At 49.6% G+C, this 17,396-nt stretch carries 10 protein-coding genes and 3 pseudogenes; 7 read left to right on the plus strand and 6 right to left on the minus strand.

Annotated features, from left to right (window positions below; genetic code table 11):
* Positions 1–21 precede the first annotated feature (21 nt).
* Positions 22–3,258: pseudogene (locus FAH66_RS04150) on the plus strand (TonB-dependent receptor domain-containing protein).
* Positions 3,259–3,477: 219 nt separating this feature from the next.
* Here the strand turns inward: FAH66_RS04150 and nadC are convergent.
* Positions 3,478–4,359, minus strand: coding sequence for a carboxylating nicotinate-nucleotide diphosphorylase (gene nadC, locus FAH66_RS04155; RefSeq protein ID WP_137040783.1), 882 nt, complete (start codon positions 4,357–4,359; stop codon positions 3,478–3,480).
* Between the two features lie 76 nt (positions 4,360–4,435).
* The gene (locus FAH66_RS04160) at positions 4,436–5,374 is read right to left on the minus strand and encodes an NUDIX hydrolase (protein WP_137040784.1); all 939 of its coding nucleotides are present in this window, start codon (positions 5,372–5,374) and stop codon (positions 4,436–4,438) included.
* 201 nt (positions 5,375–5,575) lie between these two features.
* Between FAH66_RS04160 and nadA the strand changes: the two genes are divergently transcribed.
* Positions 5,576–6,688 carry a quinolinate synthase NadA gene (nadA, locus tag FAH66_RS04170; RefSeq protein ID WP_137040785.1) on the plus strand — a complete coding sequence of 371 codons (1,113 nt, stop codon included), beginning with the start codon at positions 5,576–5,578 and terminating at the stop codon, positions 6,686–6,688.
* 51 nt (positions 6,689–6,739) lie between these two features.
* The gene (gene nadB, locus FAH66_RS04175; RefSeq protein WP_137040786.1) at positions 6,740–8,248 is read left to right on the plus strand and encodes an L-aspartate oxidase; all 1,509 of its coding nucleotides are present in this window, start codon (positions 6,740–6,742) and stop codon (positions 8,246–8,248) included.
* A 734-nt stretch (positions 8,249–8,982) separates the two neighbouring features.
* On the opposite strand, the pseudogene FAH66_RS10810 reads toward nadB, so the two are convergent.
* A pseudogene (locus tag FAH66_RS10810) lies at positions 8,983–9,396 on the minus strand (dioxygenase family protein); the annotation flags it as partial.
* A pseudogene (locus FAH66_RS11160) lies at positions 9,397–10,221 on the minus strand (integrase core domain-containing protein); the annotation flags it as partial. It abuts the pseudogene before it with no gap.
* A gap of 92 nt (positions 10,222–10,313) precedes the next feature.
* Here FAH66_RS11160 and FAH66_RS04185 point away from each other — a divergent pair.
* Complete coding sequence (locus FAH66_RS04185) at positions 10,314–11,609, plus strand: type I restriction endonuclease subunit R, EcoR124 family (protein ID WP_425271369.1); 1,296 nt, start codon at positions 10,314–10,316, stop codon at positions 11,607–11,609.
* Between the two features lie 79 nt (positions 11,610–11,688).
* Here FAH66_RS04185 and mobA read toward each other — a convergent pair whose 3' ends face one another.
* Positions 11,689–12,270 (minus strand): molybdenum cofactor guanylyltransferase MobA, encoded by a 582-nt coding sequence (gene mobA, locus FAH66_RS04190; protein ID WP_049328535.1) that lies wholly within the window; start codon positions 12,268–12,270, stop codon positions 11,689–11,691.
* Positions 12,271–12,528: 258 nt separating this feature from the next.
* Here mobA and FAH66_RS04195 point away from each other — a divergent pair, with 258 nt between their 5' ends.
* The 3 genes from FAH66_RS04195 to trmB all read left to right on the plus strand — a co-directional run bounded on the left by FAH66_RS04195 (position 12,529) and on the right by trmB (position 15,796).
* Positions 12,529–14,289, plus strand: a complete 1,761-nt coding sequence (locus FAH66_RS04195; protein WP_137040788.1) for a histidine kinase — start codon at positions 12,529–12,531, stop codon at positions 14,287–14,289.
* A complete protein-coding gene (locus FAH66_RS04200; RefSeq protein ID WP_137040789.1) occupies positions 14,286–14,942 on the plus strand; it encodes a response regulator in 657 nt (218 codons plus the stop codon). The genes FAH66_RS04195 and FAH66_RS04200 overlap by 4 nt, the downstream gene beginning before the upstream one ends.
* 137 nt (positions 14,943–15,079) lie before the next feature.
* Positions 15,080–15,796 (plus strand): tRNA (guanosine(46)-N7)-methyltransferase TrmB, encoded by a 717-nt coding sequence (gene trmB / locus FAH66_RS04205; protein ID WP_039862398.1) that lies wholly within the window; start codon positions 15,080–15,082, stop codon positions 15,794–15,796.
* Between the two features lie 59 nt (positions 15,797–15,855).
* On the opposite strand, the gene ilvA is transcribed toward trmB, so the two are convergent.
* A complete protein-coding gene (ilvA, locus tag FAH66_RS04210) occupies positions 15,856–17,379 on the minus strand; it encodes a threonine ammonia-lyase, biosynthetic (RefSeq protein ID WP_137040790.1) in 1,524 nt (507 codons plus the stop codon).
* Positions 17,380–17,396: the final 17 nt, after the last annotated feature.

Raw genomic sequence — 17,396 nt, forward strand, 5'->3', positions numbered from 1 at the left:
CAAGTTATATGGATACATTCTATGCAACCGATCAAAGTCCTCCCCTCTCCGCCTGTATCGCCGCCATTGGTTTCGTCCCTGCTGTTTATGCTGCAGACAATTCGACAGTTATTCTCGATACCATCACTGTCAAAGGCACACGCAATAAAGACGAAATCGGTAAAAACCGGGTTTATGCCCACGAAATCGTCAATCTTTACAAGAGCAAAAACGAAGTCGAAACCTTCAAAGGCAACACCGTATCCGACCTTTTGAGCGGCATGTCCGGCGTGTACAGCGGCGACGCGCGCAACAGCGGCGCGCTGGATCCCAATATACGCGGCGTACAGTGACAGGGACGGATTCCCGTTACCATCGACGGCACGGAGCAGGCGCAAACAACCGCAACTACGTCGACCCCAACATCATCAGCAGCGTTTCCATCGAAAAAGGCCCATCGTTCAGCCGTGATATGAAAAGCGGCATAGGCGGCTCCGTCGCCCTGAAAACCATCGATGCCGACGATATTGTCCCCGAAGGGCAGAAATACGGCTTTGAAGTGAAGGCGGAAGCTTCCAACAATTCCAACAAAAGGCGTGAGAATGCTTATGAACATTCAGTCGATTATCGAACCTTGCCTGTTCCCGCAGTAGCAACGGGCGGTATTTGGCGTTCGTTTTTTGACGATACCGACCGAATCGACCAGCGTTTCAACGGACGCAATAAATTTGGTGAGGATAAAGCCTACCGTATTGCCGCCGCCACCAAGCAGGACAATTTCGATGCCATGCTCGCCTATACCTACCGCAGTAAAGGCAATTATTTTTCCGGTAAAAAAGGGGCGGAGCGCTACGGCTATATCGGTCCTTGGACACAAGAAACTTTAGACGAATTAAAACGTCGTCAAGAAGAAGCCGCTACCAAGGGCGAAAAATTTTATGGCAGTGAAAACATGCTGGGCGCACCTGATATTTCAAAAATCGGACTTTTCTACCATCCGGGCGGGGAAGTCAGCAATACCTCACTCGAAACCAAATCATGGGTAGGTAAAACCACCTTCCGTCTGCCGAACCGCCAAACGCTCAAATTCGGCCTGCGCCATACCGATTCCACGTTCGGCGAAATCATGCCTTCGCGCATTATCGGCCCCATCAGTTGGGATGCGTCCGTCCTCAACAAAATTGCCGAATGGCTGCAGACATGGGTCAAACAGCGTTCCTACAATATCGACTATTCATGGAAGCCCGAGGGCAGCCGTTGGATAGATTTCGATGCACGCTTTGGACAACGCGCACCAATTCCAAAACCAATACCGCAGGCGGCTCACCCGGCGATACCGTTTATGAGGACAACAAATTTCAAATAGCATGGGATGAGTATGACAGATGGCAAAAATCTACGCCCGAAGAACGTCGAGAATTGCTGGATGCAGGCTTTGGAACCCCAAAACCGCCCAAACCCGAAACGCCCAATACCAACGGACGCTTCAACACCATTAAAGGCAACGCCTATTACGCCCGTAACAACCGGACAGGCTTTCAATTCTCCAACCGTATGAAATTGAGCGACAAACTGTCGTTGACCTTGATGGGCGATTTTCAAAACGAAAAACTGACATCGCGCAATGATTTTTCAGACGAGCTGGAGCGGGGAGGATACGACAAATATCGGGAAGAACTCGAAAACAGCACCATCAGGGCAAATTATGAATTGAACCAATACGGTGTACCGCGCAACGGCAAGCGGCGAGAATACAATCTAGGCTTCAATTTCCGCTACGAGCCGTTCCGCTGGCTGACATTGATGGCGGGCGGACGGTACACCAATTTTCAGCTTCAGGATAAAAGCAAACGTTTGGAAAGCGGCACGTATAAGACCGGCTATCCGTTAGAAATGAACAGGGGAATAAAATATTCGATCGGCAGGGTTGCCACGCCGCAAGAATACGCGGATTACAAGGCAATTGACGATGCTTTGGCAAATGGCAGTCTTGATTATGCTTTATATATGGCGGACGAATATTCAGAACAAAGAAAAAAACATAAACAAATTAGCCTGTATTCGTTTCAAGTCAATTCGCAATATATTCCGACTTTGACAGATGATCGCGAAAAATGGGTCAATCCTAATGAAAAGGTGGATTTCTATTGGTTGAAAGACGATAAAGGCCGTCTGAATATGCAGGATCATCCCCTTACCAATGGCAGCATTCCTGATTTGCACACCAAAGTCGCCAATCCTGTATATGACTCGTCTATTCCAGACAGTCCGCAATTTGTACCTAAATACGATGCAGCCAGTGCAAGTGTTTACACAACGCCAATGACCGAAGCCGAAAGACAGAGGGCAATGAAGCAGAAAGGCAGCGGTTGGGTGCCCGCATTTTCTGCCACTGTCAATTTTACTGATTACAGCCGCGCCTATTTGCGCTATACCGAAACCCTGCGCTACCCCAGCATTTTTGAAGGGACTTACGGCTTTTCTACCGCCGCCGGCTCATTCAACCGCATGGGCTATGGCTGGCGACCCGAACACGCCAAAAACTGGGAAGTGGGCTACATCCATGATTTGACGGGGCTGTTACCGAAAATGAAAAAAGCGGATTTCCGCATCAACTACTTCCATAACAAGACCAAAAACGTTATCGACAGGGATGACAATCTCGAATTCGAACAATTCGACAGACAAATCCGCAGTGGTGTCGAGCTGTCCACCCGCTTCGATACCGGACGCGTCTTCGGCAGCCTGAACGTATTCCACAGCCTGAAAAACAAAATGTGCGACGAAAATTTCCCTTGGACATCCGCAACAGAGGGCATGGTTAATTCAAGCTATTTTGTGAAAAACGGTAAGACTATGAACCGTCCTGTCTGCAACCACGGCGGCTTGACCGATTCGGGCTATCTGGCAAGCGTGCTTCAACCTCGTTGGTCGATTGATGCCGAATTGGGCAGCCGTTTCCTTGTCAACAAACTGGAAACAGGCGTGCGCTTCCATTACCACAGCCGCGTCTATGAAAACCGCAATGATACGTGGCAGCCCCACTACAACGTATTCAATCAATATATGGGAACTAATCATAAACCCCAATATAACGATATGCGCTGGTAGCCTGTTGCGGTATGGGATGCCTACCTGCGCTACAAAATCGGCAAAAACCTGACTGCCGAACTGGTGGGCAGCAATCTGACCAACCGCTACTACCTCGACCCAATGAGCCGTTCCTATATGCCTGCACCAGGTAGGACAATCCGTATTGGGATAACTGGAAAATGGTAATGATCAATTAATCATTTTGGGAGTAAAAAGGCCGTCTGAACATTGGGTTTTAGACGGCTTTTTACATGATGGCTTAGTTATGCCCTACTCTTTCATGTTATATGAAAGTTGAAGCTAACCTGCATAATTTTTATATCTTCTGCTTTGGAATTAAAAAGGCTGCTTGAAAATGAAACGTCAATATTTCAGACGGCCTTTGCTTTATAGCAAACTCAAAATTTAAGCCACGAAATCCAACCCTATGTCCAGCGAACAGCTGCTGTGGGTCAGATAGCCGAGGGCGATGCCATCCACGCCGGTTTGTGCCACGCGCTTCAGGCGGTCGAAGCCGATGCCGCCCGATGCTTCGCAATAGATGGTGTGTGTGTGGGCGGTTTGTGTGTGGCAGCGGTTTGCCGCTTCTTTCAAGGTTTCGTCGTCCATGTTGTCCAGCAAAATCCGTTCTGCGCCCGCTGCGATGGCTTCGTCCAGTTGTGCCAACGTGTCCACTTCGATTTCTACACAAGTCAACGGTCCGACCGCCTGTTTTGCCTGCCGAACTGCTTGGGCGATGCTGCCGCAATAGGCGAGGTGGTTGTCTTTGATGAGCACGGCGTCGTCCAAGCCCATGCGGTGGTTCACGCCGCCGCCCGCCCTGACGGCGTATTTTTGCAGGACGCGCAGCAGGGGGATGGTTTTACGGCTGCACACGATGTCCACATTGTAACCATCAACTTCGGCTACTGCGCGAGCGGTAGCGGTGGCGATGCCGCTCAGGTGCGTGAGGTAGTTGAGCGCGGTGCGTTCGGCGGCGAGCAGCGCGCGGGCGTTGCCTTCGACGGCGGCAAGCGTCTGACCTGCGCGGACGGCTTGCCCGTCGTGGATTTCGGCTTGGAAGCGGACGGACGGATCCATCGTCTGAAAGGCGAGGCGTGCCAAGTCCATGCCGGCGATGACGCCGTTTTCGCGGCTGACGAGGAAGAGTTTGGCGGTTTTATCGGGGGCGATAACGGCGGCGGACGTAATGTCGCTACGCCTACCCAAATCTTCGCTCAAGGCTTGTTCTACCATGGGACGCAACAGGGTATCGGGTAGAGAAAGAAGATTGTTTTCAGACGACATTAAGGTTCCTTTGTTGGAAAAATATTGATATTGCCCCGATGAGGCAAAATTTAATTTGAGGCCGTCTGAAAATCAGTTAGCGGCTACCCAGCGGCAGTCCGATATCAGAAATCAGCTGATCGGGCAGGACGTCGTCGCGGAAGCGGTAAAGCTGCGCGGGACGGCCTTTGCTGCCCGATACGCCGGTATCCGACGGCTCGATGAGGTTTTGCTGCTGAATCTGGCGGCGGAAGTTTTGCTTGTGCAGCAATCTGCCGCTGATGGCTTCGACGCTGTTTTGCAGTTGCAGCAGCGTGAATTCGGGCGGCATCAGTTCGAAAATCACGGGGCGGTATTTGATTTTGGCGCGCAGGCGGGACAGGGCGGTCGCCAGTACGCGGCGGTGGTCGTGGCGCATGGGCTGTCCCGTGAGCGCGAAGTCGAAGTTTGCCTGCGGCTCGGCGGCTTCCGCTATCAAGCCGCTTTCATACAACATTTCATAGCGTTGCAAAACGTATTCTTCCGACCAGTTTTCCGGTTCGACCCCCCAACACAAATGAATGCGCTTGAGCCGCTTTTGGCGGACTTCCTCCGTGTCCGCCGAGTTTGCCCAAATGCGCAGGTGGCTGACGATGGCGTCGCGCTGCCCGCCGTCGGTGCGCAAGTCTTCCCACGGGAAATAGTCGTAGCAGTCCTGCCATTTCGCATCCGGGTGCAGGATGCTGTCGGCTGCCTCGCGCACCAGCCCCAGATAGCTGACGTACAAGACGGGCATGCCGTGTTCGTTGCGGCGGTGGGTGTCGACAAAGGTGTAAAGCTGTTCCACATAGCCCATAGGCTGCGAAGTCTGCTTGGCGACCCACAGCTTCACGCCCGCCTGCAGGGAATTGCGCAGGGGGGAGAGCGGGCCGTTGGGCAGGAGCGTGCCTTGGGCGACGGTCAACACCCGCAGGCCGCCGTCGGTAACGGCAATCAATACGGGAACCAGCTCGACGATGCTTTGCGGCGGGGCTTCGGCTTCGGGGTAGGCGTCCATGCTCGGCTTTCTGCGGGTGGGAAAGGCTTTATTGTAAACCAAAGCGGTTTGTCGGAACGAAGCGGGTCGGTTTTGCGGTATCTCAAACCTGTTTTCAGACGACCTTGCACATTATACTCAATTTGAGCATAATATAAAACTATTTCAAAATATAAACGGCAAACCTTCATGCCGTCTGAAAACAAGCTACAAGGAAACATCATGCAAACCGCCGCCCGCCGCTCGTTCGATTACGATATGCCCCTCATCCAAACGCCGACTTCCGCCTGCCAAATCCGTCAGGCGTGGGCGAAGGTTGCCGACACACCCGACCGCGAGACGGCAGGTCGTCTGAAAGACGAAATCAAGGCTTTGCTGAAGGAGAAAAACGCGGTCTTGGTGGCGCATTATTATGTTGATCCGCTGATTCAGGATTTGGCTTTGGAAACGGGCGGATGTGTGGGCGATTCGCTGGAAATGGCGCGCTTCGGTGCGGAACACGAAGCCGGTACGCTGGTGGTGGCGGGCGTGCGCTTCATGGGTGAGAGCGCGAAAATTCTCTGCCCTGAAAAAACGGTGCTGATGCCTGATTTGGAAGCGGAATGTTCTTTGGATTTGGGTTGTCCCGAAGAAGCGTTTTCAGCGTTTTGCGACCAACACCCCGACCGTACGGTGGTGGTGTACGCCAACACTTCCGCCGCCGTGAAAGCGCGTGCCGATTGGGTGGTAACGTCTTCGGTGGCGTTGGAAATCGTGTCGTATCTGAAATCGTGCGGCGAGAAACTGATTTGGGGGCCCGACCGCCACCTCGGCGACTACATCCGCCGCGAAACGGGCGCGGATATGCTGTTGTGGCAGGGTTCGTGCATCGTCCATAACGAATTCAAAGGTCAGGAATTGGCGGCGTTGAAGGCGGAGCATCCCGATGCAGTGGTGCTGGTTCATCCCGAATCGCCGCAAAGCGTCATCGAACTGGGCGACGTGGTCGGCTCGACCAGCAAACTGCTCAAAGCCGCCGTATCGCGCCCTGAAAAAAAATTCATCGTGGCGACCGATTTGGGCATCCTGCACGAAATGCAAAAGCAGGCGCCCGACAAAGAATTTATCGCCGCACCGACGGCGGGCAACGGCGGAAGCTGCAAAAGCTGCGCGTTCTGCCCGTGGATGGCGATGAATTCGCTGGGCGGCATCAAATACGCCCTGACAAGCGGACGTAACGAAATCCTGTTGGACAGAAAGCTGGGCGAAGCCGCCAAACTGCCTTTGCAGCGTATGCTCGACTTCGCGGCAGGGCTGAAGAAAAAAGATGTGTTCAACGGCATGGGCCCCGCCTGATTTTCCGTCCATATTGCCGTTTCAGACGACCTCTCAAACAAGGACAACACCATGCAAACCGATTGCGACGTATTGATTGCCGGAAACGGGCTGGCGGCACTGACGCTCGCCCTGTCGCTGCCTGAATCGTTCCGCATCGTCATTTTGTGCAAAAACCGGCTGGACGACACCGCCAGCCGTCATGCACAAGGCGGGATTGCGGCGGCGTGGTCGGGAGAGGACGACATCGAAAAACACGTTGCCGATACCTTGGAAGCGGGCGCGGGCTTGTGTGACGAAGCCGCCGTCCGCACCATCCTGTCGCAGGGCAAACCGGCAATCGAATGGTTGCTGGCGCAGGGCGTGGCGTTCGACCAAAATAATAACGACCTGCACCTGACGCGCGAAGGCGGGCATACCTGCCGCCGAATCGCCCACGTCGCCGATTACACGGGTGAAGCCGTCATGCAGAGCCTGATTGTCCAAATACGCCGCCGCCCGAACATCCGCGTTTGCGAGCGGCAGATGGCGTTGGACATTCAAACCGAATCAGGCGCGGCGTGCGGACTGACCGTCCTCGACTGTCGAACGCAAGAAACCTACCGCATCCGCGCCCGCCATACCGTACTCGCAGGCGGCGGCTTGGGGCAGATTTATGCCGCCACCACCACGCCGCCCGAATGCACGGGCGACGCCATCGCCATGGCGATACGCGCAGGCTGCACAGTTGAGAACCTCGAATTTATCCAATTCCACCCCACAGGCTTGGCAAGGTCGTCTGAAAACGGCCGCACCTTCCTGATTTCCGAAGCCGTGCGCGGCGAAGGCGGCATCCTGACCAACCAATCGGGTGAACGGTTTATGCCGCATTACGACTGCCGAGCCGAACTTGCGCCGCGCGACATCGTTGCCCGCGCCATCGCCGCCGAAATCGCCAAACAAACGCAAGACTTCGTCTCGCTCGACATCAGCCATCAACCCGCAGAGTTCGTCCGCCGGCATTTCCCGTCCATCCATCGGCACTGCCTGTCCCAATGCGGTTTGGACATTACGCGCCAAGCCATCCCCGTCCGCCCCGTGCAGCACTACACCTGCGGCGGTATCCAAACCGACCCCTGCGGCAGAACCTCCCTGCCGCAGCTCTACGCCTTAGGCGAAACCGCCTGCACCGGACTGCACGGAGCCAACCGCCTCGCCAGCAACTCCCTGCTCGAATGCGTCGTGACCGCCAGACTTGCCGCCCAAACCATCGCAGACAGACATGCGTTCCAAACCGAACCGTCTCAAAGGCCGTCTGAACGCTCCTCCGTCGAAACAGACATCTTTTCAGACGGTCTCCAAAACGCATTCAGCCGCCATACCCTGCAAGCGTTCAATCAACGCCATCTGGGCATTCTCCGCAACGATACCAACCTACACCGCGCCATCGCCCAACTGCGGCTTTGGAAGCAAAACCAAACCGAGCCGCACACCGCGTCCGAATACGAAAACCGCAACCTGCTCGAATGCAGCCTCGCCGTCGCCCAAGCCGCATACAGGCGGAGACAGAACATCGGAGCACATTTTAATAATGATTGTTAAGGCTGATAGTGAAAACATTTCTCCAATAAATAATGTCATTGGAAACTAAAATGCAGGGATTGACAGTAGTAATAAGTGATAATAACTAATCAACAAAGGTCTTTGCATTTTGTAGAGAGAAAAAAATAGGATTAATGAAATAAGACTATCTGAACAATTTTGAATAAGTTCAAACAAAGTTAGCACAATTCACTATCTTTTCCCTACCCTATTTTGTCAGACTACAATTGATAATAGAGTCACAGTAAAATTAAATGGCCGAATTTCTATTAAAACCTATTGATTTTATAATAAAAATTGGAGTACTATTGACCTACTCTATAGTAGTATCATTAATTCTCATTTAACATATAGGAACAGAAAGCGGAATTTGTAGAAGAATAGGAAAAAGGAAAATGATTTATATTATGTTAAATTTATAAGTCTAATATTTTTAGTTTGCTAGTTCCTGTTTCTCTTAATTCTACAATTACTTACAGAATTCAAAAATAAAAAGGCCGTCTGAAAGGTTTTTCAGACGGCCTTTTTTCTTTTTCAAAGAGTGGACAAATTTCAAAGAAGTGTTTTATAAATCATCTTCAAAATCCAAACGCTTGTTCTATCCTAATCATTTATATTCAAAGATTACAAGCTCAATCTCATCCTCGCCAATAGAGATAGCGTTTTTATATGGACACAAGATGCCGTCTGAAACAATATCACGCTATTCATAAAGTGAATCAATTTTTTCCTTTTTATCCCATTAAAACCGACGTCATACTAAGCGATCCCACAATCAAATTATCATTGAAAAACGTAATAGGATCATCCGGTTCGCGTAATGCCATAATGTAAAGCAAGGGCAAGTAATGATCCGGCGTTGGCACAGAAAGCTCGGCCTTTTCGCCTAACTGATCATAATGCACCAAAGTTTCATCATCTCGTGTTGCAATCGCCTGATTGACTGTTTCCCTAAAAGCAAACGCCCAGTCATATCCTGCACCGATTTTGTCGATATGTTCCCAGCTTATCGCCCTCAGATTATGCACAATATTGCCGCTGCCGATAATCAGCACGCCTTGTTCTCTTAAAGCAGCTAATTTTTTCGCCAAATTGAAATGCCATTCTGCCGATTGCAAACGGTTAAGACTCAGTTGCACCACGGGAATGTAGGAAAGCGTTGCGTTGTTTACACCACAGGTTGAGAATGAAGCCTGCAAGACCTCAAACGGCGTATCGCCGTTCAAACTGCGGTGCGGCTTCACAGTGTTATAGAAATTAACAAAGCGGCACAACTCCTTTCGCCGGTGTTCCGGACTGTCAAACAACTGTTTCTCATGCCACATCTCCATCAGGGTGCGGATAACCCGTTCCGCCTTACCGTTGGTCTGCGGACGGGCAACCCGGGTAAACTTTTGACCAATCCCGTTCTCATAACAGGCTACACTGAAAGCATGGTTGGCCGAGCCTTTGTATTCCGTACCGTTGTCGGAGTAAACGCACTCAATCAGGTATGGACAGGGATCAATCAGGTGTTCGGTCAGAAACTTGGCGGCACTGTCTGCGGTTTTGTCCGGCAAAATGGCGGCGTATAGCTCCCTTGAGAAATCGTCGATGGCGACAAACAGGTAATCCCGATTATCGGTGGCTTTCTGCCCTTTGAGCAGCGGCAGCCGTTCGGTGTCGAGATGTACCAGCTCTCCGGGGTAGGATTTATTGTAGCGTTTGGCCTGCCTTTTGAGTTTTTCCTGAATGCCGCGTTCTACCTTGGCCAGGCGTTTCATTCCGTACTTTGCCTGTTTGAAACGGTTGTTGGTACTGGTTTGGGGTTTGAGCAGTCTGCCCCTTGCGGCTTTAAGTGCGCGGTAAATGGTGACGCGGCTGACTTGGTAGCGGCGTGCCAGGGAGGTTACGCTTTCCTTCCCCTGCGCGTAGGCCAGCCAAATGGCTTGGCGGTGGTGCGGGGTGAGTCGGGTGTTTTTGTGCATGTTCATGTTTCAGTATTCTCCTGGAAATACTGTAAACAACGCGACAATTTCCTACAGCGGTCGATTATTATCGCTTAATTAAAGCCAAAAATTCCGGGCTGAAGCTGACTGCCCTTTTCGATCCGAATATTCTTAACGATAGTCAAGGCAACGATAAGGAAGAATGGATTGCCGAAATTTTGAATGATTATAACGCCCAGTTTGGCACAAGCTTCGGCTACGCCACTTATTCCCGATTTAAAACGGATTTGTCGGATAGGTTGTCGCATATCAATGCGTATAAGAGAATTAAATCCGACGAGCAGCTGGATTTGTTGATTGTGGTCGATCAAATGCTGACAGGCTTCGACAGCAAATGGCTCAATACGCTCTATCTAGACAAAATTTTGGATTACGCCAACTTGATTCAGGCATTTTCCCGCACTAACCGCTTATGTGACAAAACCGATAAGCCTTTTGGTTTAATCCGCTATTACCGCAAGCCGCATACGATGCAACGCAATATTGAGCGAGCCGTAAAACTTTATTCGGGCGACCGTCCAATGGGGCTGTTTGTAGATAATTTAGATAAAGTTATCGACAAAATGAATGTCTGTTTTGCCGATATTGCCGATATTTTTAAATGGGCAGGATTAGAGGATTTTTCAAAAAAACCTAATGATACAACCTCATGCGCAAAGTTTGTCAAACTATTCAATCAGCTCAATGAGCACTTACAAGCTGCCCGGCTCTTGGGCTTTTCTTGGGAAAAATCAAGCTATGACGTGGTACAGGAAGACGACAGCGTGATCACTGCCACACTCAATTTCGATCAAGAGACCTACGATAAACTGCTGGCTCGTTATAAAGATTTGTTTAAAGAAAGTCCAAGCAATGGTGGCGGTAGCGATGATGTGTCATTTGATTTGCGTTCGCACATCAACGAAATCGAAACCGATAAAATTGATCAAAATTATATGAATGCCCGTTTTGAAAAATGGCTTAAAACCATCGGCGGCACAGAAGAAGCTGCTGCACTCGAGGAGCTACACCACTCTTTTGCTACGCTTTCTAAAGAAGATCAAAAATTTGCTGAGTTGTTTTTACACGATGTGCAATCCGGCGATATCAAGCTTGATTCAGATTTAGCATTAAGTGATTACATCACCACGTACAAACAAAAAGATGCCAATGATAAGGTGCTAAAAATAATTAAAGATTTAGGGCTAGATGGAGATTTGCTACGTGCAATGCTGGCAAGAAAATATACCAGCGAAAATTTGGACTTAGGCAGACTAAATGACCTAAAAGAAACAGTCGATAGGGAAAAAGCCAAAGTTTATTTTAACGAAGACCGTATATTTTATTTAAATATACGGATTGATGAATTTCTAAGGGAACTAATTACAAGATAGTTATTACCTATTGAAAGATATTAAATAATCATCAAGTTAGCATATCTCTACCTAAACATTAGTTCCCTTACTGATCCAACTACAAAGGTTGGGCCAAATCGTTTTCCGTGTTGTAGCTGATAAAATCCTGTTCATGAGGGAAATGGACAACCCGCGCGCGCTGTTGCTGCAGCCAGCCGCGGATGCTGCGCATTCCTGAATAAAGGTATGGCACGGTGCTTTGCAGGATTTGCGGCCGGATAAACATCACGCTGTAATGCGGTCTGGCAGGGGTCTCCACATAAAACGCATTGCACAATGGCGTGCGCCGCGCGATGGTTTCAAACTGGGAAACCAAGTTTTCCGGCAAACGCGGCATATCGCAGGATACGATAAGTAGCCAATCGGCCGTGGCAATTTGCAAATCGTTGGCGGCAGTACACAAAGCAGCTAAAGGGCCGTAATGCTGCCATTGGCGCGCATCCGAGAAAACGTGTGCGCTGCGTTGTGCGTAAGATTCAAGATTACGGTTGGCACTGATGGCGATATGGCTGACTTGGGGGCGGATTTTTTCGATAACATGATCTATCAAGGCTTTGTTGTGCCATTGCACCAACCCCTTATCGACACCTCCCATCCGGCTTCCCTGCCCGCCGGCCAATATCAGTGCGAAAATTTTCATTTTGGTAGTCCTTTGCGAAGCAGAGTATGGAGTATGGTTCAAGATGTTGTGTTTATTGGATAAGTTTCAAGGTTTCAGGCCGTCTGAAACCTTATTTTTATGATTTAATTCACTTGAGATGAATTTTATCATAACATGATTTTACATTAAACCCCTGTTTTTTCTTATCATAACCATACAATTATTTTAGACAGGTTGTTTATAGACCGAAAGAATGATATTTTTATAAGATTGTCGGATTAGTTCCCTGCGTGCTTTATGCGATTATTCTCCGGATCTTCAGACGGCCTGAGCCTGTCTTCGCGTTTAAAACTGCTGACTTTTTTATGGGTCAGTTCGGCGTTTTTGTCGATTGTCTTTACCCTGCTGCTTTCTTGGCGTTTGGAAAACGCAGCCAAAACGATTGAAGATGCGGGCAGTTTGAAAATGCAGGTGTACCGTTTGGCTTACATGGCAAGTGTCCGTACACCCAATGCGCAAATTGACAACCAAATCAAAGAATTTGAGCGTACGCTGGCCAATGTGACGCAAAGCGATGCCATTCATCCGCTGATTCCGTCTCAAATGCCATTGGCTTACGACTTGATTCAATCGATGCTGTTGATTGATTGGGAATCCAACATCAAGCCGTCTTTGCAGCATTACGAGCGTCCGACCCAAATCGGCCTGTACCGTTTTGCCGGCAACATCGAGCTATTTTTACAGGCGATGGAAAATGCCAACGAGCAAAATACCTTGTGGCTGCGCCGCTTTCAAATGGCCATGATGCTGATGATTGTTGTGGCTGCAGGCTTGATGATTGTTTGGCATTATTCATGGATTATCCGACCCTTGGAAAAACTGCGTGATGGTGTAGAGACCATCAGCAAAGGGCATTTCGGCGTTCAAATCGAGACAGACCAGATCCGTGAGTTTGCCCAAGTAAGCAAGGGTTTCAACCAAATGAGCCGTCGTCTGCATACGCTTTATACAGACTTGGAAGGACAGGTTGCCAAACAAACCCAAGACTTGGCGCGACAAAACCGTGATTTGACCCTGCTCTACCAAACCACGCGTAATCTGCACCAAACCTTTACACCGCAACAGGCGGCAGAAGAATTTTTAACTCAAATTCTACCGGCGTTTTCAGCCTTAGGCGGTACGGTATATCTTTCCGATGAGGAGCGGAAACGTTCTGATTTGGCGGCAAGCGTCGGTGAAACCGAAGAAGGAAATCGTGTAGAATTTCCAATTGTTTATCAAGATGAACAGCTCGGCGTACTGACCCTATATTTTTCAGACGGCCATATGCCTGATGAGAAAGACAAAAAACTGCTGCATACTTTAAGTGGACAGTTGGGCATTTCCATCGCCAACAACCGCATGGAACAAGAACGCCGCCTACTTGCAGTCTTGCAGGAGCGTAACTTGATTGCGCAAGGTTTGCATGACAGCATCGCACAAGCTTTGACCTTTTTGAATTTGCAGGTACAAATGCTGGAAAGCGCGTTTGCTTCAGACCAACGCGAGCAGGCCGAAGAAAATATCGGCTTCATCAAAGACGGCGTGCAGGAATGCTACGAAGACGTACGCGAACTTTTGATGAATTTCCGCACCAAAATCAGTAATAAAGATTTTCCTGAAGCGGTAGAATCGCTGCTGGCGCGTTTTGAACGACAAACCGGTATTCCAGTTGATTTAAAATGGCAGGACGATGGGCAGGCTTTGAATTATGATGAGCATTTGCAGATCATCTTCATCTTGCAGGAAAGCCTGTCTAATATCCGGAAGCACGCACGTGCGCAACATGTCAGCGTCGAAATTGCCAACCACGGCGATTTTGTCATGACCATTCGTGACGACGGCGCAGGCTTTAATAAAGAACACCTATCAAACCGGCCTTCAGGCGAACATGTCGGCTTGGGCATTATGCAAGAACGGGCCCAACGGATTAACGCAGAATTGGCCATTACATCGCAGATTGGGCAAGGTACGGCGGTTATGCTGACTTTGCCGCAACAAATGAGAACAGCATCATGACGATTAAAATTACCCTTATTGACGACCACACCCTATTTCGCAGCGGTATCAAGGCCTTGCTTTCACGCCAGCCTGATTTTGAAGTCGTCGGCGAAGCTTCAGACGGCCTGGCCGGCGTAAAAATGGTTGAGCAGCTCAAGCCTGATGTGGCCTTGCTGGACTTGGATATGCCGGTTATGAACGGCCGCGAAGCATTGGCTCAAATTTTAAGTATCAATCCGCAGCTGACCGTCATCATGCTGACCGTTTCTGAAGACAGCGACGATTTGACCGAATGTATGCGTATGGGTGCAAAAGGCTTTTTGCTGAAAAACATCAACGCCGACTTCCTGTTGGAAAGCATCCGCAAAGCTGTCGATGGCGACAACGTCTTTTCTCCAGAAATGACCAGCCGCTTAGTGCAATCGCTGATTTCTCCCTCTCCTTCACGCTCCGACCATCTGCTGGAGCAACTGACCCCGCGCGAAATGGAAATCTTGGGCTATCTTGCCGCCGGACACAGCAACAAAATCATTGCCCGCCATTTGAATCTGGCAGAGTCAACCGTCAAAGTGCATGTACAAAACCTGTTGCGCAAGTTAAACCTAAGCAGCCGCGTCCAAGCAGCGGTTTATGCGGTGCAACACAAAGTACCGCAACCGGTATTGTCTTAAAAAGGCCGTCTGAAACCTTCTTTTTAAAAGGTTTCAGGAAAAGCGTTTATTCGCTATAATCACGCCGATTTATATGCAGGGTTGTCTGATTCTTTCAGACGGCCTTTTTATTTGATTTTTCACTGATTTAAAACAACATGTCCGAAAACATTCCAGAAAATACACCCGAAAATACCGTTCCGGAAGAACACAAACGCAGCATCCGCAGTTTCGTCTTACGCCAAGGCCATATGACCGCGGCCCAACAGCGCGCCATTGATACGATGTGGCCGCAATTTGGTGTGGACTTCCAAGAAGCTCCTTTGGATTTGAACCGCGCTTTTGGACGGGACAATCCTAAAGTATTGGAAATCGGTTTCGGTATGGGCGTTGCGACAGTGGAAATCGCCAAACGTCTGCCCGATACCGACTTTTTAGCGATTGATGTTCACGGCCCAGGTGTCGGTAATATTTTGAAGCTGATTGAGGAAGAACACATTTCCAATATCCGTGTGATGCGTCATGATGCGGTGGAAGTAGTGGAAAAGATGCTGGAAGACGGTTCTTTAGACGGCATTCATATTTTCTTCCCTGACCCTTGGCACAAAAAACGCCACAATAAACGCCGCTTGGTACAAGTGCCGTTTGTTGAAAAGCTGCTGCCCAAACTCAAAAGCGGCGGCTATGTCCATATGGCGACCGACTGGGAAGAATACGCCGTGCAAATGCTGGAGGTTTTGAGCAGTTTCGACGCTTTGCAAAACACGGCTGCCGATTACGCCCCTACACCTGATTATCGCCCTGAAACCAAATTTGAAGCTCGAGGCAAACGATTGGGTCATGGCGTTTGGGACTTGGTGTTCCGTAAGAAATAAAGCCAAACATAAAACACAAGGCCGTCTGAAAAATTTCAGACGGCCTTTTATCTTATTGATTAAGCCAAGAAAAGTTTATAAGCCGGATTATCGGTTTCTTCTTTATAAACATAACCCAAGCTCTCCAAGAAATCGGTAAAGGCTTCATTGTCGCTTTCAGGTACATCGATACCGACCAAAATACGGCCGTAGTCCGCACCATGATTGCGATAATGGAACAAAGTGATATTCCATTCGGCGCGCATATGGTTCAAGAAACGGGACAATGCGCCGGGGCGTTCCGGAAATTCAAAGCTGACCAAACGTTCACTGGATACTTTTTCCGTACGTCCGCCGACCATGTAACGGATATGGATTTTGGCGATTTCGTCATTGGTCAGGTCAACATTCGGCAAACCTGCGTCAGCCAGTTGTTTGCTGATGACGGCCAAGTCTTGCGCACCGGCAGTTTGCAAGCCGACAAAAATATGAGCCTTGTTGTCATTGCCGTAGCGGTAGTTGAACTCGGTAATATTCCGACTACCCAATATATTGATAAACTTGAGGAAGCTGCCTTTTTCTTCAGGAATGGTAACGGCAAAAATACCTTCGTTGCCCTCACCCAGTTCACTGCGTTCAGAAACATGGCGCAGGCGGTGGAAGTTCATGTTGGCACCACTAGTGACCGCAACCAAATTTTGACCTTGGATATTGTTTTTCGCGACATAAGCCTTCAGGCCGGCAAGGGCCAATGCGCCCGCAGGCTCGGTAATGCTGCGCGTATCGTCAAAAATATCTTTGATGGCGCCGCACAACATATCCGTATTGACCGTAATAATCTCGTCCAATAGCTCTTTACACAGGCGGAAGGTCTCCTCACCCACCACTTTAACAGCCGTGCCGTCTGAAAACAGGCCGACATCTTTCAAATGTACGATTTCCCCTGCCTCAACCGATTGCTTCATACAGCAAGAATCATCGGTTTGCACGCCAATGACTTTAATTTCAGGGCAAACCTGTTTAATAAATGCCGCCACGCCAGCCGCCAAACCGCCGCCGCCAATCGGCACAAAAATCGCATTGATATTGCGGTGTTGACGGAGGATTTCCATGCCGATGGTTCCCTGACCCGCAATCACATCAGGATCATCAAACGGCGCGATATAGGTCAGTTTTTCCTTTTCTGCCAACTCCATCGCATAATCATAGGCATCGTTGTAAGACACACCTTTCAATACCACTTCGCCGCCTCGGCTCTTTACCGCGTCAATTTTGATTTTCGGCGTAGTCTCCGGCATCACAATCACCGCACGGCAACCCAAATACTGCGCCGACAAAGCCACACCCTGCGCATGGTTGCCCGCGCTTGCTGCAATCACGCCGCAATCCAAGGCTTCTTTTGGCAGCTTCGCCATTTTGTTGTACGCGCCGCGAATTTTGAACGAAAACACCGGCTGCAAATCTTCACGTTTAAGCAAAACCTGATTGTTCAGACGGCCTGACAAACTGCGCGCCAAATCCAAAGGCGTTTCTACGGCCACATCATAAACTGAAGCGGTCAAAATACGGGTTAGATAATCAGAAAGAGGAAGGGAATGGTTCATGGTATTTTAGTGTTCGG

This window comes from Neisseria subflava (genome assembly GCF_005221305.1).
Lineage (GTDB): Bacteria > Pseudomonadota > Gammaproteobacteria > Burkholderiales > Neisseriaceae > Neisseria > Neisseria subflava.